This window comes from Yersinia sp. 1652 StPb PI (assembly GCF_041538345.1).
GTDB lineage: Bacteria > Pseudomonadota > Gammaproteobacteria > Enterobacterales > Enterobacteriaceae > Yersinia > Yersinia enterocolitica_E.
In genome coordinates this window covers 1,430,931-1,451,163 of the sequence record NZ_JAULSM010000001.1, presented here as the reverse complement: position 1 = coordinate 1,451,163, position 20,233 = coordinate 1,430,931, and the positions used below count along the sequence as shown (strand labels likewise).

Genomic DNA, 20,233 nt, shown 5'->3' with positions numbered 1-20,233 from the left:
GGGGAGTAATTTAAAATTAATTAACCCTCTATTTAACTAACCTGTTATCCATTAACTCGTTGCTGTTTATTCACTAAAATGGTCGAGAAATAGGGCAATGGCTGGTCAGCGGCGATGCTATCAAGCTGACGCCAGCACACTTCGCCGGGCAATGAGGCTTCCGACATCAACAGCGCATGTGGGAACAGCTCCAACCGTGCCAGCAGCGCCTGGATCCGAGCAAAACGGCCGTAGACTTTCATTAGCACCACACAGTCGTGATCCCGCAGTGCGCGCTCCAATTCGGCCTCCGGCGCGGTACAGGACATGATGGCCAGTGACTGCTGCTCCATCGCCAGCGGTAGCGCCGCACGCGAGGCAATGGCGGCAAATGAGGTTACGCCCGGTACGATTTCCAACCAATCAGGCCGCCCGATGCGTTCCAATAAAAACACCCACGTGCTGAATAACATGGCATCGCCGAGGGTGATAAACCCCACCTGACGGCCATTGGCCACTTCCGATTGCAACTGTTGTGCCACCTCATCCCATACCGCTTGCTTCTCACTATCATCAGCGCTCATAGGGAAATGACAGGTGCGGATTTCGGTATGTGGTGAAAGGTATTCGCGCACGATAGAGAGCGCCAGACTGTCGCCACCTTTGCGCCCGGCAGGCGCATACAGCACATCGAGTTTGGCTATCAGCCGTGCTGCGCGCACCGTAATTAAATCACTGGCACCTGGGCCAACACCCAATGCATAAAGTCTGCCGCTCATTACGCTGCCTCCTGCTGTTTTTGTTGTAAGGCTTGGTCCAGATGTTCGACAAACATTTGACGTATCAATGGGTTCTCACCCAATCCTTGTAACCAGGAGTGAGCACAGATACCGGCGGCCTCCAATTGCGATTGCCATGAGTCCGGCTCATCAGAGGCCATATCGTTGATGGCATGGCAGCCTGCCACCAACATCAGCGGCATTAAGTGCACTTTACGTACCCCCTGCTGTTGCAGCCGGGTAATGATATGGCTGATTTCTGGATAACTTTCTACCGCGCCCACCAATGCCGGGAAATGCAGCGAGGTCATCAGATGATCAAGGCAGGCATAGGCTGAAAAGGCATAATGGCTGGCGCCGTGGCCCATAAAAACCACCCGCTCATCGGCGGCCAGCACCGGCATTTGAGCCTGTAACGCCACCAGCAGTTGTTGGTAATCGGCAAAACTGCTTAACAACGGCGTACCCAATACCAGACGATGGAAACAGTCGCTAAAGGTGCGCACTTCATTAGCAATTTTTTCGTATTCATCGCCGTTTATCACATGCAGCGATTGGATGGCGACATCCTGATAGCCCTGTTCAGCCAGGTGTTTTAGCGCCTCCCGTGGGTTGTTGATCAGCAAACCATCGCGTTTGCGCAATTTGCGGATGATCATCTCCGAGGTAAACGCGCGAAAGACATCACGATCGCTGTAAGCTGCCGCCAGTTGCTGCTCGCAAGCATCAATATTCTTTTGGCGGGTTTGTTCATAACTGGTGCCAAAACTGATCACCAACAGTGCCTTTTTCATTTTATTGTCCTCGTTGTTCTTGCCTGTGGGCCAAATTGTTGCCAGTGGTTCAGATGTTGACTAAATTCATCTAATGACGTCACTTGCTGACCAATACCGCCCAATACCACGCTGGCGGGGCGACACACCACAATGCAGGGGATATTCAGTGCCAGACAGGGGGCGACTTTTTCCTGATATCCCCCCAGGGCACCGGACTCTTTAGTGATAACCACATCCGGCTGGCAAAACTCATACAGTGCCTGATTGAACGACGCGCTGAATGGCCCGCGCAGCGCAATAATGTGGTCTACCCCCAGCCCCAGCGCCTCACATTGGTTCAGCACTTGCGCCGTGGGCAGCACCCGAACCAGTAAGGTTTTACCCACCAGCCCACGTTGATATTCAGCCAACTGCTTGCTGCCAGTCGTGAGTAACACCCGCGGCCCCAGCCGTTTGGCCACCTCACAGGCCGCAGCGACACTATCGACCTTGTGCAGTAGAGGGTGGCTCAGAACATCAATTTCACTTGGTCGTTGGTAACGGGTCAGCGTGACATTTGACTGTTCGCAGGCCGCCACCACATTGTCACTGAGCATGCAGGCATAAGGATGCGAGGCATCAATCACCCACTGGACCTGTCTGATCGCCAAAAAATCAGCCATCTGCCCTGCATCCATCCGCCCAACCATGACCTCACCGCCAATATCCCCCGCCAGTTGTTTACCGGCGTCCGTGGCGACCGACAGGCTATAGCGCTGCTCTGCGACATCCAGTAATTGGCAAATCAGCCGCGCATCACTGGTACCGCCAAACACATGAATCGGTGGATAAGGGTGATGGCCCATCACAATGAATAGCCCCGTGGCGTGATCATCAGCCCATCACGGCAATAGGTCGCCTGATTACCGACGATAACCAGACTGGTCATATCCACCGGTTCGAAATCCATCTCACCCAGCGTGGTTAGCCATTTCTCCTGTTTTTTACGCCCGGCGGCTTTCACTACCCCGACCGGCGTTTCAGGCCGCTTCCACGGCTGCATTAGCTCAAACGCGCGGGCCAGATGCCCTTCACGGCCACGGCTGCGTGGGTTATAGAAACAGATAACAAAATCAGCCTGCGCTGCCGCGATAATGCGCTTTTCGATCACCGCCCACGGCGTCATCAAATCACTCAGGCTGATATGACAAAAATCATGCATTAGCGGCGCACCGAGTAACGAGGCGGCAGCAATACTGGCGGTGATCCCCGCCACCAACCGCACCTCCAACTCCAATTTTTGTTGCGTTACCAGCTCCAGCACCAAGCCCGCCATACCATAGATCCCGGCATCACCACTGCTGATAAGCGCCACGTTATGGCCCGCCAGCGCCAGATCAATGGCGGTTTGGCAGCGCTCTATCTCTTTACACATGCCGGTTTTGATCACCTGCTTATCCCCAGTCAAGGGTTTCACCAGATGGGTATAGGTTTTATAACCAACGATAATTTCCGCCTCGCGGATTGCGGCGATGGCTTCCTGCGTCATCATCGATTCACTGCCCGGCCCAATGCCAATTACGGTTAACATTAATGCGATACTCCCAGAGTGATGGTGACACCCTGCTGACGCAGAGTATTGCCAACCAATTTACCGTCGCTCATCAGCCAGGCGACCGGTTGTGAAACGCTGCCGACACCCACCGTTTGGCGGACAAAATCAGAAGCAGGGAAACGTTGCTCATGGCGGCTCAGTTCGCCGACACTGAACAGTTCGAACGGTACTCGCCAGCACTGAGCCAATTGATGTAACGCGGGTTCATCTTTTTTGATAGTGACACTGCCAATAGCCCGCAGCGCCATGAGGTCAAAGTGATTCTCGGCCATTTGCTGTTGTAACAATTCAACCAAGGTTTGCAGCGAGGTGGCCCGGCGGCAACCGATACCCGCGACTACCCGGCGTGGCACCAGTTTGTAAACCGGTAATGGTAATGGGGGCAGGCTGTCGCGTAACGTGACGCAAACTAGTGCATCCAGTTTTGGCAATTGATCCAACGAATCGACCGCTACAAAACCACGGGTGTCACAGCGTTCACGCTCAGCTAACAGGGGTGCATCCCACCACAACCCCACTTTTTGTTCGCTGACCAACATTTGATTGACCACTTTGACGGCGTGACGAAAATCCTGCATTTCGCCGTCCAGTTGGGTCGCCAGCGTATCCAATGCCGCCATCTGGTTAACGTCGGTTGCAGTAGTTATCACCGGATCGGCCCCGAGAATGCCCGCCAGATAACGGGTTAACGTATTGGCACCACCCACGTGACCAGACAACAGACTAATAACATGTTGCCCACGCTCATCAATCACCACCACCGCCGGATCACTCATTTTGTCATTCACCAACGGGGCGATAACCCGCACTGTCAGGCCGATAGCCCCGACCACCACCAGTGCCGAGTACTGTTTAAATGCCTCGCGGATGGTGTCGCCAAAACTGCCATTGAACGGCAGAAAACCCGGTTCCAACAGTTTTTCACTGGTAAAGCAGGTCAGCGGCAAGTGGGTCTGCAAACGCCGCGCCAACCGCACCCCGCCCGGAGTCAGGCAAAATACCGCTATGGATTCAGGCTTGACGATATTCATGGCTAAACCCCGCATCATAGAGTTTGGAATAGTGGTATTCATCGCCGAGGAACGCCCCCACCAAAATCAGTGCAGTTTTATGAATAGCGGCGGCGCGGACCAATTCGGCGATATCAGCCAGCGTACCGCGCACAGTAAGGCTTTCAGCCCATGTCGCTTTGTACACCACCGCAACAGGAGTCGTCGCCGGGTATCCGCCAGCAATCAAACGTTCAGCTACGCGGTCCATCTCTTGCACTGACAAGAAAATCGCCATCGACGTTTGGTGCGCGGCAAACGCCTCCAGTTGCTCCAGCGGCGGCATCGGGGTTCGCCCTTCGATTCGGGTAATAATCAAGCTCTGCGCCACTTCTGGCACGGTGTATTCCACCCCCAGTTGCGCTGCTGCGCCAAGAAAAGCACTGACACCCGGTACCGACACAAAACCAATACCGTGCTCACTCAACACCTCCCCCTGCTCACGGATCGAACCATATAAAGAGAGGTCACCGGTTTGTAATCGCACCACCAACTTGCCAGCCCGCACACCATCAACCATCAGTGTGATGATCTGTTCCAAATTCAAACCCGCGCTATCGTGGCATTGCGCCTCTGGCGAACAATATTCCAGCAGTTCGGTATTGATCAGCGAGCCGGCGTAGATAACCACCTCTGCTTGCTGTAACAACCGGTAGCCTTTCAGGGTGATCAACTCTTTGTCGCCCGGCCCTGCACCGACAAACCAGATTTTTTGTGTATCCCAGGGTTGTATTACCGCTGTTGATACAGCATCAGGATGCTCAGACATTGCGCGCCTCCTTGTGGCAGGAAATAAGATAAGTAGGATTATTAGGTTTAAAATAGTGTCCGCTGCCCAAAGGGGTCAGGGTGGAGAGTTGCAACTGCACGCAATCTAACTGGCTGACAGCGCAGTGCTGTAAGTGAGCCAACGCGTCATTAAGGTTATTGAGCAAAATAAAGGTCAGTACCAAACGGCCATCGGGCTTTAGTGTCATCAGCGCCCAATCAATCAGATCGGTTAAATGCCCGCCGCTGCCACCAATAAAAATGGCATCGGCTGCGGCCGTATTAGGCAAGGGGGCAACGCCTGCAATAATCGCCACATTGTGGCAACCCAGCCGCTGGCGGTTTTCGCTAATCAGTTCCAGTGCCGCTGGATTGCGCTCAATCGCGGTGACCTGCAAATCGGGGAAGCGCAGTGCCGCCTCCAACGCCACACTGCCCGTCCCGGCGCCCACATCAATCAGATGGCCATAACAAGGTAACTCCAGCCGTTCCAGTGCCAATGCGCGCACCGCTTCTTTGGTCATCGGGACTTTTTGCCCACGTAAGAACAGATCATCTCTCATTGAGGATCACCACCACATTCATGTCATAACGCGCCGCCACCTGTTGTTGCGACAGACGGTGAATACGTTCATTGGGTTGTGACAGGTTTTCACCGATAATCAAGGTGCGGGACAGACCACGCTGATGTAATGCATCGGCGATGGCACGCGGGCCGATAATACTGTCAGTCACCATCGCCACCTTGTCATGCTGGAAAATCCAGTCAAAATCGGGTACCCGCCCGTGGCTGCTGGTAAGAAAAAGGTCATTCATATCCAGCGCCACTTTGGCACACAGATATTGAATAGCGCTGATGCCGGGCACGATATGTAACTCGTCAGTGCCGAAGTTCGCCGCCAGCAGTTTGCCAATGCCATACAGCAGAGGATCACCGGAAGCCAGTACCACAATGGCGCGAGTTTTGTTGCTATCCAGCCACTCCAGTAACCCCAGCAGATCCGCATCTAACCAGCGGGACTCACGGACATTGCTGCTAAATGTTGCCAGATGGCGCTTCCCGCCCACCAATACCTCAGCCTGGCTGATAGCCCGCCGGGCTTCAGGGGTCAGATAGTCGATATCACCTGGGCCGATGCCAACAACCGTAATCATCGCAATGCCTCCACAATCTCATCCAGAGGCCGGCTGCTGCCTAACACCTGATTATCGAAAGAGAATAAAATCGCATCGCACTGCGGCGGATTAACGGAGAAACGCATCATTTCAGCAATTCGCTCACAGATACGTTCGGCAATACGGCTGTAGACCGCCTGCCACCCCTGCTCAGCAATCAATTCCATCGCCGCTTCAGTGGTATCGCACTGGTTCACTTCAAGCAGTAGCGCATGCGGCGCCCCCATCAGCGCCAGATGGGCAACCAATGTTTCCATACGCCCATCCGCGATATGGCTGTGGGTATGGAAGATACCGGCGGCCACTTTCACTAATTTGCCGGGATGCCCTACCAGCAGCACCTGACGAAAGCCCAGTCGCACGGTTTCCTGCAACATATAGCCGACGAAATTACTCATGGTCACCACCCGCTGGCTGTCGAGGCCCAGATGGTCGCGAACAAAGCGCTCGCCATGATTGCCCGGTACCAGAATGACGCGATCTTCACCCGCCGCGCGCTTCATCTCCAATTCCAGTGCCAGCGAGCGTTTCCAGCTCTCTTCCGACATCGGTGTCACAATGCCGGTAGTACCGATGATGGAAATGCCACCGAGGATCCCCAACCGCCCGTTGTAGGTTTTTTTCGCCCGCTGTTGCCCTTCGGGAGCAAAGATCTCTATTTCAGCACCGCGTAACGGGCCGATGACCTCGCGCACTGCTGCCTCGATGGTCTGGCGTGGTGTACGATTAATGGCTGAGCTGCCGACGGGGAGGCCAATACCTTTACGGGTTACTGTCCCGACTCCTTCGCCACCGCGCAGAGTAATTTCCGTCTGTTCACGCAGCGTGACGCGAGCAAAAATCAGCATGCCGTGGGTCGCATCAACATCATCACCACCATCTTTGCGGATGGCCGCCGTAGCTTGCTGGCCCTCAATGAGGGGTTGTTCTACATTCAGGCATAACGTGACACCGGAAGGCGTCACAATTGAAATCTGGTCAATCACTTGCTGGCGCAACACCATTAGCGCCGCCACTTTAGCCGCCGCCGTCGCACAAGAACCGGTGGTGTAGCCTTTGCGATATTGTTTGCCGTTATGCCAAATACTGTCTAATTGCTGGTTTTGCAGCATCTGACTGTCATTGACAGTAGCCTCACTCATAGCGCCCCCCGTAACTGATAGAGGATGGCGTTGATGATGGCTGCTGCCACATTGCTGCCCCCTTTGCGCCCAAGTGCTGCAATGCACGGCAGGTCACTGGCAACCAAGGCATCTTTGGATTCAGCCGCCCCGACAAACCCCACCGGTACACCAATGACCGCGATCGGTGTGGCGTGGCGTTCCAACAAGCGGAATAACGCAGTCGGGGCATTACCAAAGACAAACAGCTTTTCTCCTGACTCTGCCAGAGCAACATCCACTGCGGCCATCGAGCGAGTAATACCCTGTAGCGGCGCACTCTCCACCACCCGTGGGTCACTGATGTAGCAACGGCATTCACATCCCATCTGCTTTAACAGCACTTTGTTGATACCGGACATCGCCATCGTGGTATCGGTATAAAGGGTGCAACCCCGGCGGATACCCTCGGCAATATGGGTCAGTACCTGCGGTGAGAAATGCAGAATATCCAGCCAATCAAAATCCGCCGTGGTATGGATAACCCGCTTGATCACCGCTTCTTGCATCTCACTGACAAAGCGAAAGTCCGGCCGCTCATCGGCAATAATGTCACCGATGATGGCAAAACTGTTTTGCTCTATTTCCTGCGGGTTCTTTATATAGTTCATCAGGTTATCCTTGTTAAATGCCGACCAGCAGCAGACGAATCAGGGCAAACAGTAATAGTGCTAATAACGACGCCACCAGCATCAAATGGATAGTGCGCGGGATATCGCCCAGATCCACCTCGCGCCGTTCATCACCGATCCAGGGTTTTTCAACCCGCACGCCAAAGTAATCATTCGGCCCCCCCAACCGCACGCCCAGCGCACCGGCAACCGTGGCCTCAGACCAGGCGCAGTTAGGACTGGCGTGCTGATAACGATCACGCCAGCCGATGCGCAATGCCTGACGATAATCGGCCCGGAGTAACCATGCGGCTGCGCTGAGTAATAGCCAGCTCAGACGGGCTGGGATCCAGTTCGCCAGATCATCCATCCGTGCCGACACATAACCAATTGCGCGGTATTTTGGCGTTTTGTAACCCACCATCGAATCAAGGGTATTGACTGCTTTGTAAGCCATTGCCAGCGGAGCGCCGCCTAACATCAGAAAGAACAGCGGTGCAATCACGCCATCAACGCTGTTTTCGGCCACTGTCTCTACCACCGCACGGGTGATTTGTGGCTTCTCCAGTTGTGAGGTGTCACGCCCGACAATCCATGACAGCTTCTCGCGGCTTTGTGCCAGCGAACCGTGTTTCAGGGCATCAAACACCAGCAGCGCTGCGTCACTCAGGCAACGTCCCGCTAATAAGGTGTAAATCATCCACACTTGCGCCAACCAGCCGAGCCACGGATTGATGTGTGTCATCAGTGATAAGAATCCCCAACTCAGCAGCCATGTCACACCGACCACCACCAACCACAACACTGCGCCCCCCCACTTCAATGCCCGTTCGCTTTGGCAAACCGCACGAATCGCACGCTGCATGACAGAGATCAGGTTACCCATCCAGCGCACCGGATGCGGCCAGTGCGGCGGGTCGCCGAGCCAGCTATCAAGCAAGAAAGCGACAAACCATGCGCTCAGGGTCATAGCACGCTCCGGGCAGCGGTCAGCCAGCCATCCAGTAAACCGGGGCGCTGAGCAAAATGGATATGCAGATAGCTGGCCTGAGTGCACTGGAGTTGATAGCCACTGTGCCAGCGCTGAATAGCGACGCCATCACGCCATTTGCTGCTATCAAATACCGGCGTCAATGGGCTGGTAAAATCGGAATAATGGAATTCATGACCACGTAGAATTTCACCTTGTGCAGCCAATAAGGTGTCACTGCGGGCCTGTGCCTGACAGTAACCAAAGCGAGTCAGCCGTTTCCCCATCTGGCTCTCACCGGCCAAAATACCAACCATCGGGTGGCGCTGCCCCCCCTCATCCGTTAAGCCATCACCGAGGTACATCAGGCCACCGCATTCGGCATACAGCGGAATCTGTTGGCGGTGCGCTTGCTGTAACGCTGCATGCATCGCTGTATTTGCGGCTAAGCGAGCAGCGTGAATTTCGGGATAACCGCCCCCGAGATAAATCATCTGGCAATCAGGTAACCGGCGGTCATGAAGTGGGCTGAAACGTTGGATGCGCACGCCTGCCTGCTCTAGCAGGTCAAGGTTATCGGGGTAATAGAAATTGAATGCTTCATCTTCGGCCAAGGCCAGTGTCAGGCCGTTAGCCAGTGTGGATGAAGGTAAGGAAGGGGGGGTGCCGGCAGGCTGTGCCGCACAATGCGTCAGTGCCAGTAATCGGTCAAGATCGATAAAGGCTTCAACCTGCTGTGCCAGCCGTTGCCAGCGGGGCGAGCTGTCGGGCTGATAGGTTTTACCCGCCACGCCCTCACGCTGTTCTTGCACCGGTATCAACCCTAAATGGCGTGATGGCAGCGCGATATCATCCATCACCGGCAAACGGCCCAGCACGGGAATACCGCAGTAATGCTCGATGGCGTGGCGGATTAGCTGATAATGGTTTTCTGAATTAACACGGTTAACAATCACGCCTGCAATGGTGAGATTCCGGTCAAACTGGCAGAACCCTAGCACGGTAGCTGCAACCGAGGTGGATACCGCCTTGCCATCCACCAGTAAGATAACCGGACAGCCCAGTTGCTTGGCCATCGCCGCACTACTGCAATAATCAGGATCAGTGCCGTAGCCGTCATACAAGCCCATCACACCTTCGATCACCGCCACATCAGCATGGCGCATATGCTGATTATACAGCCCATTCAAGGTCGCAGGCGGTAGCATAAAAGCATCGAGGTTACGCGAGGTAACACCGCTGACGGCGCTATGCCAGCCGGTATCCAGGTAATCTGGCCCGACCTTAAACGGCTGCACAGACAACCCGCGCACCATCAGCGCCCGCAGAATACCCAACGTCACGGTTGTTTTACCGCATCCACTGCCGGTACCTGCGATAATAAATGCTTGTTTGCCAGACCGTTGCATAAAAAATCCCGCCATTTCGAGCGGGATATGCAGTGTCAAAAAGGTGCGTCTGCGCAACGTCACCGCAGCGCGCATCTGATGACAACCCGCTTCCCACCGAAGGAGTTGAATATATTTTACCGATCTGGCTGGTCTTCTGGCTTAGCGTCATCCTCCCCCGCACCTTCCCAATCCAGTGGATCAGTGGTTTCAGCGGGTTCGTCGGCATCACAGCAGCGGGGGCTGCGGGGGATTTTCACCCCCTTCCCTGTCGTGTATTAAGTATCAATGCATACACGACATAACCATTTCAGTAACTTCCCCCTCGTATTGATAGCTACAGCGTTGTTAGCAACTCTCACGCCCCTGCATCACTGACCTTAGTCAGCTCCACGGGTTTGTTCGTTTGCTACCTTGCTGCAACGCCAACTACGTTGAGGTATGTATTTATCTAATACAGTAGATTATTTTATTTCTATTTCGTTATAGAATTTATCTCTTTATTTACACAGTTGTAACGTCAACTGATTTATTAAATCCGGTTAACGTTAATATACTCTTTTCCACAAATAAAAAATGGTTAATTTCATTTTTTGGGGATTATTTTTTAGTGTCAACACAGCAAATAATTGCCACCACATTATTAAAAATAACTTAAAAACAATCACTTACAACGATAACGACATTTAAGAACATAACAAAAAATTGTCATTATTTATTTAATATATTAATACCCATCACAGTTCTTAAATATATAAACATGAGCATAGAGCATGACTAATTGTTATTAGATCAATAACTGTCATTCCATTTCACTGCGTTCAGAAGAAAGTGAACGAAATACCTGCGGTGTCACATTATAGGTCTGGCGGAACACCTTGCAAAAATAGCTGGTTTGGGAAAATCCAAGATTTTTGGCAATGCTGGCAATGCTCCAATCACTGTGCTGCAACATCTCTCTGGCATTGGCCATGCGTTGTTGGTTGACCCAGGCATTGAAGCCGATCCCCTGATATTTTTTAAATAATTTACTGAAATAGTAAGGGCTGAGATACACCTTGCCAGCCACTTCTTCCAACCGCAGCTCTTCTGACAAATGCGTGTCTATATAGCGTAGTGCTTTCTTCATTTTGCTGTCATGCGGGTGGACCGGCCGTACCCTGCCCGGCTCTTTGCTCCCCATATTGTCATTGATTACAACGAAATTGAGGTGTTTTTTCAGGCAGTTCTCAACAATCAGCTTCAGCAAATCAGCCGAGGCTATTACCCGAGAAAAATCCATTATCGGTACATTATGGAACTCATCCATTAGCGCCGGATTCTGCTGCCAGTTATTATCGACATTCAGAATATCAATAAGGTAAACATCTGCATGCAGCCGGACCTGCCCACATAACACAAAACCCACCAGATGGCCGGCAATCACCAAAGGAATAGAAAAATCAGTTAATCCGGCATGGCAGCGGTAGATGCAGGGCTCATTGGATTTGGACGCTTCAAGGCCACCACAACGATCACTCATCCGACAACGCAGATGGTTAACCGGATCTTGACGCATTAATTGACAAAATGGAGTGAAATTAAACAGGTCAGAGATTTCCTCACCGTGAATATTCACCACCACCACCGCCAATCCGGTAGCTTGGGCAAAATCCTGGGCGATTTTATTTATGAGCTCTGAGTTAAGAGAACTGGCAGAAATCATGATAAAACCTCTCAGTTAATTTATTGTTATTAAATTTTATTTTATTGTTATAAAGCATCCCTGTAATAAGTAATATGTTAGAACATTGTTATTTAGTCATTCCTATTCACCAGGTTAAAATCTATTTCCCTGAAAAGGTAAAGTAACAATTTACTCTACCAGAGTCATAAACGTCAGGGGACAATTAATGAGCCATTAACCAGAATGGATCACGAAATTTCCTCACCCAGTGTCAGATGAGGAAATCCATATTGCTTTATAAATTAACTTTCTCATCCTCTAACTTACAGGTATTACAAGGTAGATTTTTGCCAATGAGGAAGCGATAAACTGCGGCCCCGAGGCAAGCACCAATAATCGGCGCCACAATCGGAATAATGAAATAAGGGATATCACGGCCGCCGGTCATTGAGATTTTTCCCCAACCAGCAAAGAAGGTAAATAATTTAGGACCAAAATCACGTGCTGGATTCATGGCAAAACCAGTTAATGGAGCGGTAGAAGCCCCAATAACCGCCACCAGAATACCGATCAATAGTGGACCTAATGCACCGCGTGGCACACCGTTACCATCATCAGTTAGTGCCATAATCAGCCCCATAAGAATCGAGGTGATAATAATTTCAACAAATGCAGCCTGCCATACGCTGATTGCCGGTGATGGGAAGGTGCTGAAGATACTGGCTAATTGCAGACTTTCCATGCTGCCACGCACCATCTGGTGTGCGGCTTCGAAATCAGTAAATAAATTATGATAGAGCATATAGGCCAGTGCCGCGCCACCAAAAGCACCGGCAACTTGAGCAATGCTGTACGGGATGACTTTCCGTGCGGGGAAACAGGCAAATAGCCATAACGCGATAGTAATGGCCGGGTTGAGGTGAGCACCGGAAATTCCTGCCGTCAGGTAGACCGCCAGTGAAATACCCAGCCCCCACACGATACAGATTTCCCACAAACCAAAACTGGCACCTGCTACTTTCAATGCAGCTAAACAACTAATACCAAAAAACAAAAACAGCCCGGTACCGAGAAATTCCGCAATACACTGCGCTTTTAGTGAGTCGTTCATAGGGTTACCCTGCTTGTTATTAAATTAATACGTTATATACCCTAAATAATTCAAGTTTCAGGAAAGCGGCAACTGAGTAAATCCCCAGGAGCTTACATCAGTAAGTGACTGGGGTGAGCGAAGGCAGCCAACGCACATGCAGCTCGAAGTATGACGGGTATGGAAATGCACGGCCCATGACCCAGCCACTATAAAGAGAGCAAAAATGAAAGTGTTGTCGTGATGTGCCATTAATTAAATAAAAAATAGACCTTGAATAACAAATTATTGTCATTTCCGTAGAAAAGTTAGCGCCAACACCGTGTTAACAGGCACTTTTATGCTTTATTCCGCTATATGACTTTCTTGCCATTTATTCTTTCCGTTATTGTTATCAAGCTCGCACTTTTGTGGCTGCTCCCCCCTCAGGTGTATCATTATATTTATGCGCGCGATCACGCGAACTATTTAATCGGGCAGGCGCGCAATTAGCAAATTTAATAGCTACTGTCACCTAATAAATTGTAATTCTGAATATGCAATAGCCAGTTATTACCACCCAACATCAACGAAATAACGTTTTAAAACATAATATTAAGTTATAGCCATGACAATAATTTGTTATTTCCTCACTAACCATTCCCGTCAGTAAATTCAATACAGCCATTCTTTTTCATTGCTTGTTTGTATATTCGTTCTCAGCACGAACCTGACAACTTTATTTTTAAACTTACCGAATTTGTTTTTTTAAATTTACTGAATGGCCCCAACACGACAATTTTTATTTTAGAACCTGAAGCGCGTTTGAAACCGTAATAGCTGTATTTCCAACGCACAAACATCAGGTCCCTGACATCCCCGTCGAGGTATTTATGCAACAAGAAGCACTAGGAATGGTGGAAACCAAAGGGTTGACTGCGGCCATTGAGGCTGCGGACACCATGGTGAAATCGGCCAATGTGACATTAGTCGGCTATGAAAAAATTGGCTCTGGTCTGGTCACCGTCATCGTACGTGGTGATGTGGGCGCAGTTAAAGCAGCCACTGATGCCGGTGCAAGTGCGGCTGCGAAAGTGGGTGAAGTGAAATCGACCCATGTCATCCCACGGCCACACACCGATGTCGAGAAGTTCTTGCCAAAGGGAAATAGCTAATGAAAAGCAATGACCTGGTCGACCAAATCATGGCGCAGGTGATAGCAAAAGTCAGCGAACACGCTCCGGCGTCTTCTAAACAACCCTCCTATAAACAACGAGATACGGCTATGGCTGAGAAGACTTGCAGTTTAACGGAATTTGTTGGTACCGCGATCGGTGACACGGTCGGACTGGTGATCGCCAACGTCGACAGCGCCCTACTGGACGCAATGAAGCTGGAAAAACGCTATCGCTCCATCGGTATTTTGGGCGCACGTACCGGCGCAGGCCCGCACATCATGGCGGCCGATGAAGCTGTCAAAGCCACCAATACTGAAGTGGTCAGTATTGAGTTACCCCGCGATACCAAGGGCGGTGCCGGTCATGGCTCGCTGATCATCTTCGGTGGTGATGATGTTTCTGATGTGAAACGTGCCGTCGAAGTGGCACTGAAAGAGCTGGATCGGACCTTCGGCGATGTTTACGCCAATGAAGCCGGTCACATTGAATTGCAGTACAGCGCACGTGCCAGCCACGCATTGGAAAAAGCATTTGGCGCGCCATTGGGCCGTTCTTGCGGTGTGATAGTCGGTGCACCGGCGTCGATTGGTGTTTTGATGGCGGATACCGCCGTGAAATCTGCCAACGTTGACGTGGTGGCTTACAGCTCCCCCGCACATGGCACCAGCTTCAGTAACGAAGTGATTCTGGTTATCTCCGGTGATTCTGGCGCAGTTCGTCAGGCAGTAATTTCTGCCCGTGAGATTGGCAAAACGGTATTAGCGACCTTGGGTTCTGAACCGAAAAACGACCGCCCTTCTTATATCTGACGCCACAGTGAGGCTGTTTCATGAAATCGAAAAGATTTGAAGCGTTGGCGAAACGCCCGGTTAATCAGGACGGCTTTGTCAAAGAGTGGATCGAGGAAGGCTTTATTGCCATGGAAAGCCCGAATGATCCAAAACCTTCCATCAAGATTGTTAACGGTGTGGTGACCGAATTAGACGGTAAGCCACAAAGCAGTTTCGACCTGATAGACCACTTTATCGCCCGCTACGGTATCAATCTGGCGCATGCGGAAGAAGTGATGAAGATGGATTCCATCAAGTTGGCCAACATGCTGTGTGATCCTAACGTATCGCGCCGCACCATTGTGCCACTCACTACAGCAATGACCCCGGCCAAAATTGTCGAGGTGGTTTCTCATATGAACGTGGTGGAAATGATGATGTCGATGCAGAAAATGCGCGCACGTCGTACCCCATCACAACAGGCTCACGTCACTAACGTTAAAGATAACCCGGTGCAGATTGCCGCCGATGCCGCCGAAGGCGCATACCGTGGCTTTGATGAGCAGGAAACTACCGTGGCCGTGGCCCGCTATGCGCCATTCAATGCCATCGCGCTGTTGGTCGGTTCGCAAGTGGGTCGCCCTGGTGTGCTGACGCAATGTTCGTTGGAAGAAGCCACCGAGTTGAAGCTGGGGATGCTGGGCCATACCTGTTATGCCGAAACTATTTCGGTTTACGGTACTGAGCCGGTATTTACCGACGGTGATGACACGCCATGGTCCAAAGGCTTCCTCGCCTCGTCCTATGCATCACGCGGTTTGAAAATGCGTTTTACCTCTGGTTCAGGCTCCGAGGTGCAAATGGGTTATGCCGAAGGCAAATCCATGCTGTATCTGGAAGCTCGCTGTATCTATATCACCAAAGCTGCCGGGGTTCAGGGGCTGCAAAATGGTTCAGTGAGTTGTGTCGGCGTGCCGTCCGCGGTGCCATCAGGCATCCGGGCCATCCTGGCAGAAAACCTGATTTGCTCTGCACTGGATTTGGAATGTGCTTCCAGTAACGACCAGACCTTTACCCACTCCGATATGCGCCGTACCGCCCGTCTGCTGATGCAGTTCCTGCCGGGTACTGACTTTATCTCCTCTGGTTTTTCTGCGGTGCCTAACTACGACAACATGTTCGCCGGTTCCAACGAAGATGCCGAAGACTTTGACGATTACAACGTATTGCAGCGCGACTTGAAAGTTGATGGTGGCTTGCGTCCGGTGCTGGAAGCTGACGTGGTGGCGATTCGTAATAAAGCTGCCCGTGCGCTGCAAGCGGTATTTGCCGGTATGGGCCTGCCACCAATTACTGACGAAGAAGTGATTGCGGCGACATATGCACACGGCTCGAAAGATATGCCGGAACGTAACATCGTTGAAGACATCAAGTTCGCTCAGGAAATCATCAGCAAAAACCGTACCGGTTTGGAAGTGGTAAAAGCATTGGCTCAAGGCGGTTTCGAAGATGTAGCGCAAGACATGCTCAACATCCAGAAAGCCAAAATTGCCGGTGACTACCTGCATACCTCGGCGATCATTAAAGGTGACAACCAAGTGCTGTCAGCGGTGAATGACGTCAATGACTACGCGGGTCCAGCTACCGGTTACCGGCTGGAAGGTGCACGTTGGGAAGAGATCAAAAACATTCCAAACGCGCTTGATCCGAATGAGCTTGGTTAAGGGGTTCACGAGATGGTGGATATTAACGAAAAACTGTTACGTCAAATTATCGAAGGCGTATTGCAGGAAATGCAGGGAGACAAAAATACCGTCTCCTTTAAGCAGGATACCCAACCCGCAGCGGCTACGGCCACTGTTGCTGAAGGAAATTTCCTGACCGAAGTGGGTGAAGCCCGCCCTGGCAGCAATCAGGATGAAGTGATCATTGCCGTCGGCCCGGCATTTGGCCTGTCGCAAACGGCAAACATCGTCGGTATCCCGCACAAAAATATTCTGCGCGAATTGATTGCCGGTATTGAGGAAGAAGGCATTAAAGCACGGGTTATCCGCTGCTTTAAATCCTCCGACGTGGCGTTTGTTGCCGTCGAGGGTAACCGCCTGAGTGGTTCCGGTATCTCTATCGGCATTCAATCCAAAGGCACTACGGTGATTCATCAGCAAGGCTTACCGCCGCTCTCCAACCTGGAGTTGTTCCCGCAGGCCCCACTGTTGACGCTGGAAACTTATCGCCAAATTGGTAAAAACGCCGCGCGTTATGCCAAACGGGAATCACCACAACCGGTTCCTACCCTGAACGACCAAATGGCACGGCCAAAATATCAGGCCAAATCAGCGATTCTGCATATTAAAGAAACCAAATATGTGGTGACCGGCAAGAATCCTCAGGAACTCCGGGTGGCGCTTTAACAAAGGAAAACACAATGAATTCCGAAGCTATTGAATCCATGGTTCGCGATGTGCTGAGCAAGATGAACAGCTTGCAAGGCCAGACACCTGCGGCTGCTTGTGCGGCACCAACAGCCAGTTCGCGCAATGATGCCAAAGTCTCTGATTATCCGTTGGCAAATAAACACCCTGATTGGGTCAAAACAGCCACTAACAAAACGCTGGATGACCTCACGCTGGCTAACGTTTTGAACGGCAGTGTTACTTCGCAAGATTTGCGGATTACACCGGAAATCCTGCGTATTCAGGCATCCATTGCCCGTGATGCGGGTCGTCCACTGTTGGCAATTAACTTCGAGCGTGCGGCCGAGCTGACCGCGGTACCGGATGACAAGGTATTGGATATCTACAACGCCCTGCGGCCATTCCGCTCCAGCAAAGAGGAGCTGAACGCTATCGCCGACGACCTGGAACAGACCTACCAAGCGACCATCTGTGCGGCATTCGTCCGTGAAGCTGCCGTTTTGTATGTCCAGCGTAAGAAGCTAAAAGGCGACGATTAACGCAGTGATATCAATCAAGGGGAAGCGTGCCATGGGGGTCGTAGCGGCGTAAGCCGCCGGAGAGCCCCTAGGTACGATAGCCCCGTTGATCACGACATCCAGTTATTAGTCATTTAAGGATCGGATATGGATTACATCGTCGGTGTGGATATTGGTAACTCATCAACAGAAGTGGCATTAGCACAATGCACGGCTGATGGTCAGTTGCACTTTATTACCAGTACCCTGACCGAAACGACGGGTATCAAAGGGACTCAACGCAATATTTTCGGCATCAACAAGGCGCTGAATATGTTGGTGGAAAAGGCCGGTATTGCGCTAAGCGATATCAGCCTGATCCGCATTAACGAGGCCACACCGGTGATCGGTGATGTGGCGATGGAGACAATTACCGAAACCATCATCACCGAATCCACCATGATCGGTCATAACCCGAAAACCCCTGGTGGACTGGGATTGGGGGTTGGGCTGACCATTACTATTGATGAGTTAGTTACCCGTGACCCTGCCCAACCTTACATTCTGGTGGTGCCATCAGCGGTGGATTTCGCCGATGTCGCGGCGGTGGTAAATGCCGCCAACGGCGCTGGCTACCGCATCACTGCGGTTATCTTGCAACGGGACGATGGCGTGCTGGTCAGTAATCGGCTGGCGCATCCGCTACCGATCGTTGATGAGGTGCTACATATCGACCGCATCCCGATGGGCATGCTGGCGGCGGTAGAAGTTGCGATGCCGGGTCAGGTGATTGAAACCCTCTCTAACCCCTATGGCATTGCCACCGTATTTGAACTGAGTGCCGAAGAAACCAAAAACATTGTGCCGGTGGCACGAGCGTTGATTGGTACCCGCTCGGCGGTGGTAGTGAAAACCCCAGAAGGGGATGTTAAAGCTCGCTCGATACCGGCCGGTCATCTGGAGTTATTTGCCGACGGTCGCACGGTGCGGGTGGATGTGGCGACCGGAAGTGAAGCCATTATGACCGCGGTTAACAGCTTTCGCCATTTGGACAATGTCAGTGGTGAAGCAGGAACCAATATCGGCGGCATGCTCGAACACGTTCGCCAAACCATGGCGGAACTGACCAATAAACCAACCAATGAGATCTTCATTCAAGACTTGCTGGCAGTAGACACTGCCGTGCCGGTCAATGTCACCGGCGGTCTGGCGGGCGAATTCTCGCTTGAACAAGCGGTGGGCATCGCCTCCATGGTGAAGTCTGATCGCCTGCAAATGGCGCATATCGCCAGAGAAATCGAAAAAACTCTGAATATTGATGTTCAGGTTGGGGGGGCGGAAGCCGAAGCGGCGATACTCGGCGCGCTGACCACACCAGGGACGCAACGGCCACTCGCCATCCTCGATTTGGGGGCGGGATCTACCGACGCCTCTATCATCAATGCTCAGGGCCAAATCGTCGCCACCCATCTGGCGGGAGCCGGCGATATGGTCACGATGATCATCGCCTCTGAATTAGATTTACAAGACCGCTATCTGGCAGAGGACATCAAAAAGTATCCGCTGGCAAAAGTGGAAAGCTTATTCCACCTGCGCCATGAAGATGGCAGCGTTCAGTTCTTCCCACAACCGCTGCCGCCAGAGGTCTTTGCCCGACTGGTGGTGGTCAAGCCGGAAGGTTTGGTGCCACTGCCGGGGGATTACGCGCTGGAAAAAGTACGCAATATCCGCCGCTCCGCTAAAGAGCGGGTGTTTGTTACCAATGCGCTTCGCGCCCTGCGTCAAGTCAGCCCGACCGGCAATATCCGCGATATCCCCTTCGTGGTGTTGGTTGGCGGCTCGTCGCTGGACTTTGAAATCCCGCAATTAGTCACCGATGCCCTCTCTCACTACAAATTGGTGGCGGGGCGCGGCAACATTCGCGCCAGCGAGGGGCCGCGTAATGCGGTAGCCACCGGGCTGATTCTGGCCTATCAACGGGAGAATCACGGATGAATTTCACCCATGACACCCCCGCAATAGTAATCAGTCTGACCACACCGACACCCGAAGCCGTCTGGCATCAGGTGCTGCTAGGTATTGAGGAGGAAGGTATTCCCTGGCGCTGGCAACAAGACGACGACGGCGATGTAGCACAACGCGCCTGGCAGGCCGCAACCCGCTCCCCGCTATTGGTCGGGCTGGCCTGTTCCGGCGACGAAGTGGTCGTGCATTTCCGTAACTTACCGCCCGCCAACCCGCTATTTCGCCAGCGGCGCGGGCAGAACGAGGACCAACTACGGCGGCTTGGCAATAACGCAGCCCGGTTAGTCAAAGGATTACCATTTAAATAACCCCATACAAATCTCAGGGCGTTGTCGGTGCAGGCAGTTTGGACTTGGCCAGCGCA

At 52.1% G+C, this 20,233-nt stretch carries 21 protein-coding genes and 1 riboswitch; of the genes, 7 read left to right on the top strand and 14 right to left on the bottom strand.

Going from position 1 to position 20,233, the window contains the following annotated elements; genetic code table 11:
- Positions 1–44: 44 nt before the first annotated feature.
- From Q2T71_RS06635 to pduF, 14 genes are all read right to left on the bottom strand, one after another.
- Positions 45–758 carry a cobalt-factor II C(20)-methyltransferase gene (locus Q2T71_RS06635; RefSeq protein WP_372558502.1) on the bottom strand — a complete coding sequence of 238 codons (714 nt, stop codon included), beginning with the start codon at positions 756–758 and terminating at the stop codon, positions 45–47.
- Complete coding sequence (locus Q2T71_RS06630; protein ID WP_372558501.1) at positions 758–1,552, bottom strand: sirohydrochlorin cobaltochelatase; 795 nt, start codon at positions 1,550–1,552, stop codon at positions 758–760. The genes Q2T71_RS06635 and Q2T71_RS06630 overlap by 1 nt, the downstream gene beginning before the upstream one ends.
- The gene (locus tag Q2T71_RS06625) at positions 1,549–2,379 is read right to left on the bottom strand and encodes a cobalt-precorrin-6A reductase (protein ID WP_372559864.1); all 831 of its coding nucleotides are present in this window, start codon (positions 2,377–2,379) and stop codon (positions 1,549–1,551) included. The genes Q2T71_RS06630 and Q2T71_RS06625 overlap by 4 nt, the downstream gene beginning before the upstream one ends.
- Positions 2,379–3,104, bottom strand: coding sequence for a precorrin-3B C(17)-methyltransferase (locus Q2T71_RS06620; protein WP_372558500.1), 726 nt, complete (start codon positions 3,102–3,104; stop codon positions 2,379–2,381). The genes Q2T71_RS06625 and Q2T71_RS06620 overlap by 1 nt, the downstream gene beginning before the upstream one ends.
- Entirely contained in the window at positions 3,104–4,159 is a 1,056-nt protein-coding gene (gene cbiG, locus Q2T71_RS06615; RefSeq protein ID WP_372558499.1) for a cobalt-precorrin 5A hydrolase, read from the bottom strand. Before cbiG ends, Q2T71_RS06620 begins: the two co-directional genes overlap by 1 nt.
- Positions 4,140–4,946, bottom strand: a complete 807-nt coding sequence (locus Q2T71_RS06610; protein WP_372558498.1) for a cobalt-precorrin-4 methyltransferase — start codon at positions 4,944–4,946, stop codon at positions 4,140–4,142. Before Q2T71_RS06610 ends, cbiG begins: the two co-directional genes overlap by 20 nt.
- Positions 4,939–5,508, bottom strand: a complete 570-nt coding sequence (locus Q2T71_RS06605; RefSeq protein WP_083159262.1) for a decarboxylating cobalt-precorrin-6B (C(15))-methyltransferase — start codon at positions 5,506–5,508, stop codon at positions 4,939–4,941. Before Q2T71_RS06605 ends, Q2T71_RS06610 begins: the two co-directional genes overlap by 8 nt.
- Complete coding sequence (locus tag Q2T71_RS06600; RefSeq protein ID WP_372558497.1) at positions 5,498–6,100, bottom strand: cobalt-precorrin-7 (C(5))-methyltransferase; 603 nt, start codon at positions 6,098–6,100, stop codon at positions 5,498–5,500. The genes Q2T71_RS06605 and Q2T71_RS06600 overlap by 11 nt, the downstream gene beginning before the upstream one ends.
- The gene (cbiD, locus tag Q2T71_RS06595) at positions 6,097–7,263 is read right to left on the bottom strand and encodes a cobalt-precorrin-5B (C(1))-methyltransferase CbiD (protein WP_372558496.1); all 1,167 of its coding nucleotides are present in this window, start codon (positions 7,261–7,263) and stop codon (positions 6,097–6,099) included. Before cbiD ends, Q2T71_RS06600 begins: the two co-directional genes overlap by 4 nt.
- Positions 7,260–7,892: a cobalt-precorrin-8 methylmutase gene (locus Q2T71_RS06590; protein WP_372558495.1), complete on the bottom strand. Its 633-nt coding sequence runs from the start codon at positions 7,890–7,892 to the stop codon at positions 7,260–7,262. Before Q2T71_RS06590 ends, cbiD begins: the two co-directional genes overlap by 4 nt.
- A gap of 13 nt (positions 7,893–7,905) precedes the next feature.
- Positions 7,906–8,862 (bottom strand): adenosylcobinamide-phosphate synthase CbiB, encoded by a 957-nt coding sequence (gene cbiB, locus Q2T71_RS06585; protein WP_372558494.1) that lies wholly within the window; start codon positions 8,860–8,862, stop codon positions 7,906–7,908.
- Positions 8,859–10,271 carry a cobyrinate a,c-diamide synthase gene (locus Q2T71_RS06580; RefSeq protein ID WP_372558493.1) on the bottom strand — a complete coding sequence of 471 codons (1,413 nt, stop codon included), beginning with the start codon at positions 10,269–10,271 and terminating at the stop codon, positions 8,859–8,861. Before Q2T71_RS06580 ends, cbiB begins: the two co-directional genes overlap by 4 nt.
- 108 nt (positions 10,272–10,379) lie before the next feature.
- Positions 10,380–10,567: riboswitch (cobalamin riboswitch) on the bottom strand.
- Positions 10,568–11,052: 485 nt separating this feature from the next.
- Complete coding sequence (gene pocR, locus Q2T71_RS06575; protein WP_372558492.1) at positions 11,053–11,955, bottom strand: regulatory protein PocR; 903 nt, start codon at positions 11,953–11,955, stop codon at positions 11,053–11,055.
- Positions 11,956–12,211: 256 nt separating this feature from the next.
- Positions 12,212–13,027: a propanediol diffusion facilitator PduF gene (gene pduF / locus Q2T71_RS06570; protein ID WP_083159268.1), complete on the bottom strand. Its 816-nt coding sequence runs from the start codon at positions 13,025–13,027 to the stop codon at positions 12,212–12,214.
- An 851-nt stretch (positions 13,028–13,878) separates the two neighbouring features.
- Between pduF and pduA the strand changes: the two genes are divergently transcribed.
- From pduA to Q2T71_RS06535, 7 genes are all read left to right on the top strand, one after another.
- Entirely contained in the window at positions 13,879–14,160 is a 282-nt protein-coding gene (gene pduA, locus Q2T71_RS06565) for a propanediol utilization microcompartment protein PduA (protein WP_032906380.1), read from the top strand.
- Entirely contained in the window at positions 14,160–14,972 is an 813-nt protein-coding gene (gene pduB, locus Q2T71_RS06560) for a propanediol utilization microcompartment protein PduB (RefSeq protein ID WP_004699354.1), read from the top strand. The genes pduA and pduB overlap by 1 nt, the downstream gene beginning before the upstream one ends.
- Before the next feature lie 20 nt (positions 14,973–14,992).
- A complete protein-coding gene (gene pduC, locus Q2T71_RS06555) occupies positions 14,993–16,657 on the top strand; it encodes a propanediol dehydratase large subunit PduC (protein ID WP_005185311.1) in 1,665 nt (554 codons plus the stop codon).
- A gap of 15 nt (positions 16,658–16,672) precedes the next feature.
- Positions 16,673–17,344, top strand: coding sequence for a propanediol/glycerol family dehydratase medium subunit (locus Q2T71_RS06550; protein ID WP_372559863.1), 672 nt, complete (start codon positions 16,673–16,675; stop codon positions 17,342–17,344).
- Between the two features lie 14 nt (positions 17,345–17,358).
- The gene (gene pduE, locus Q2T71_RS06545; RefSeq protein ID WP_372558491.1) at positions 17,359–17,886 is read left to right on the top strand and encodes a propanediol dehydratase small subunit PduE; all 528 of its coding nucleotides are present in this window, start codon (positions 17,359–17,361) and stop codon (positions 17,884–17,886) included.
- Between the two features lie 126 nt (positions 17,887–18,012).
- Positions 18,013–19,839 (top strand): diol dehydratase reactivase subunit alpha, encoded by a 1,827-nt coding sequence (locus Q2T71_RS06540; RefSeq protein WP_372558490.1) that lies wholly within the window; start codon positions 18,013–18,015, stop codon positions 19,837–19,839.
- The gene (locus tag Q2T71_RS06535) at positions 19,836–20,177 is read left to right on the top strand and encodes a glycerol dehydratase reactivase beta/small subunit family protein (RefSeq protein ID WP_372558489.1); all 342 of its coding nucleotides are present in this window, start codon (positions 19,836–19,838) and stop codon (positions 20,175–20,177) included. Before Q2T71_RS06540 ends, Q2T71_RS06535 begins: the two co-directional genes overlap by 4 nt.
- The last annotated feature ends 56 nt before the right edge of the window (positions 20,178–20,233 follow it).

Bases quoted from the DNA above. Each gene is read 5' to 3' on its own strand.
- Q2T71_RS06600 (WP_372558497.1), bottom strand. From the start codon at position 6,100: ATGATTACGGTTGTTGGCATCGGCCCAGGTGATATCGACTATCTGACC.
- cbiG (WP_372558499.1), bottom strand. From the start codon at position 4,159: ATGAATATCGTCAAGCCTGAATCCATAGCGGTATTTTGCCTGACTCCG.
- Q2T71_RS06635 (WP_372558502.1), bottom strand. From the start codon at position 758: ATGAGCGGCAGACTTTATGCATTGGGTGTTGGCCCAGGTGCCAGTGAT.
- Q2T71_RS06610 (WP_372558498.1), bottom strand. From the start codon at position 4,946: ATGTCTGAGCATCCTGATGCTGTATCAACAGCGGTAATACAACCCTGG.
- cbiB (WP_372558494.1), bottom strand. From the start codon at position 8,862: ATGACCCTGAGCGCATGGTTTGTCGCTTTCTTGCTTGATAGCTGGCTC.
- pduC (WP_005185311.1), top strand. From the start codon at position 14,993: ATGAAATCGAAAAGATTTGAAGCGTTGGCGAAACGCCCGGTTAATCAG.
- Q2T71_RS06580 (WP_372558493.1), bottom strand. From the start codon at position 10,271: ATGCAACGGTCTGGCAAACAAGCATTTATTATCGCAGGTACCGGCAGT.
- pduA (WP_032906380.1), top strand. From the start codon at position 13,879: ATGCAACAAGAAGCACTAGGAATGGTGGAAACCAAAGGGTTGACTGCG.
- Q2T71_RS06620 (WP_372558500.1), bottom strand. From the start codon at position 3,104: ATGTTAACCGTAATTGGCATTGGGCCGGGCAGTGAATCGATGATGACG.
- pocR (WP_372558492.1), bottom strand. From the start codon at position 11,955: ATGATTTCTGCCAGTTCTCTTAACTCAGAGCTCATAAATAAAATCGCC.
- pduE (WP_372558491.1), top strand. From the start codon at position 17,359: ATGAATTCCGAAGCTATTGAATCCATGGTTCGCGATGTGCTGAGCAAG.
- Q2T71_RS06630 (WP_372558501.1), bottom strand. From the start codon at position 1,552: ATGAAAAAGGCACTGTTGGTGATCAGTTTTGGCACCAGTTATGAACAA.
- pduF (WP_083159268.1), bottom strand. From the start codon at position 13,027: ATGAACGACTCACTAAAAGCGCAGTGTATTGCGGAATTTCTCGGTACC.
- Q2T71_RS06540 (WP_372558490.1), top strand. From the start codon at position 18,013: ATGGATTACATCGTCGGTGTGGATATTGGTAACTCATCAACAGAAGTG.
- Q2T71_RS06535 (WP_372558489.1), top strand. From the start codon at position 19,836: ATGAATTTCACCCATGACACCCCCGCAATAGTAATCAGTCTGACCACA.
- Q2T71_RS06625 (WP_372559864.1), bottom strand. From the start codon at position 2,379: ATGGGCCATCACCCTTATCCACCGATTCATGTGTTTGGCGGTACCAGT.
- Q2T71_RS06590 (WP_372558495.1), bottom strand. From the start codon at position 7,892: ATGAACTATATAAAGAACCCGCAGGAAATAGAGCAAAACAGTTTTGCC.
- Q2T71_RS06605 (WP_083159262.1), bottom strand. From the start codon at position 5,508: ATGAGAGATGATCTGTTCTTACGTGGGCAAAAAGTCCCGATGACCAAA.
- pduB (WP_004699354.1), top strand. From the start codon at position 14,160: ATGAAAAGCAATGACCTGGTCGACCAAATCATGGCGCAGGTGATAGCA.
- cbiD (WP_372558496.1), bottom strand. From the start codon at position 7,263: ATGAGTGAGGCTACTGTCAATGACAGTCAGATGCTGCAAAACCAGCAA.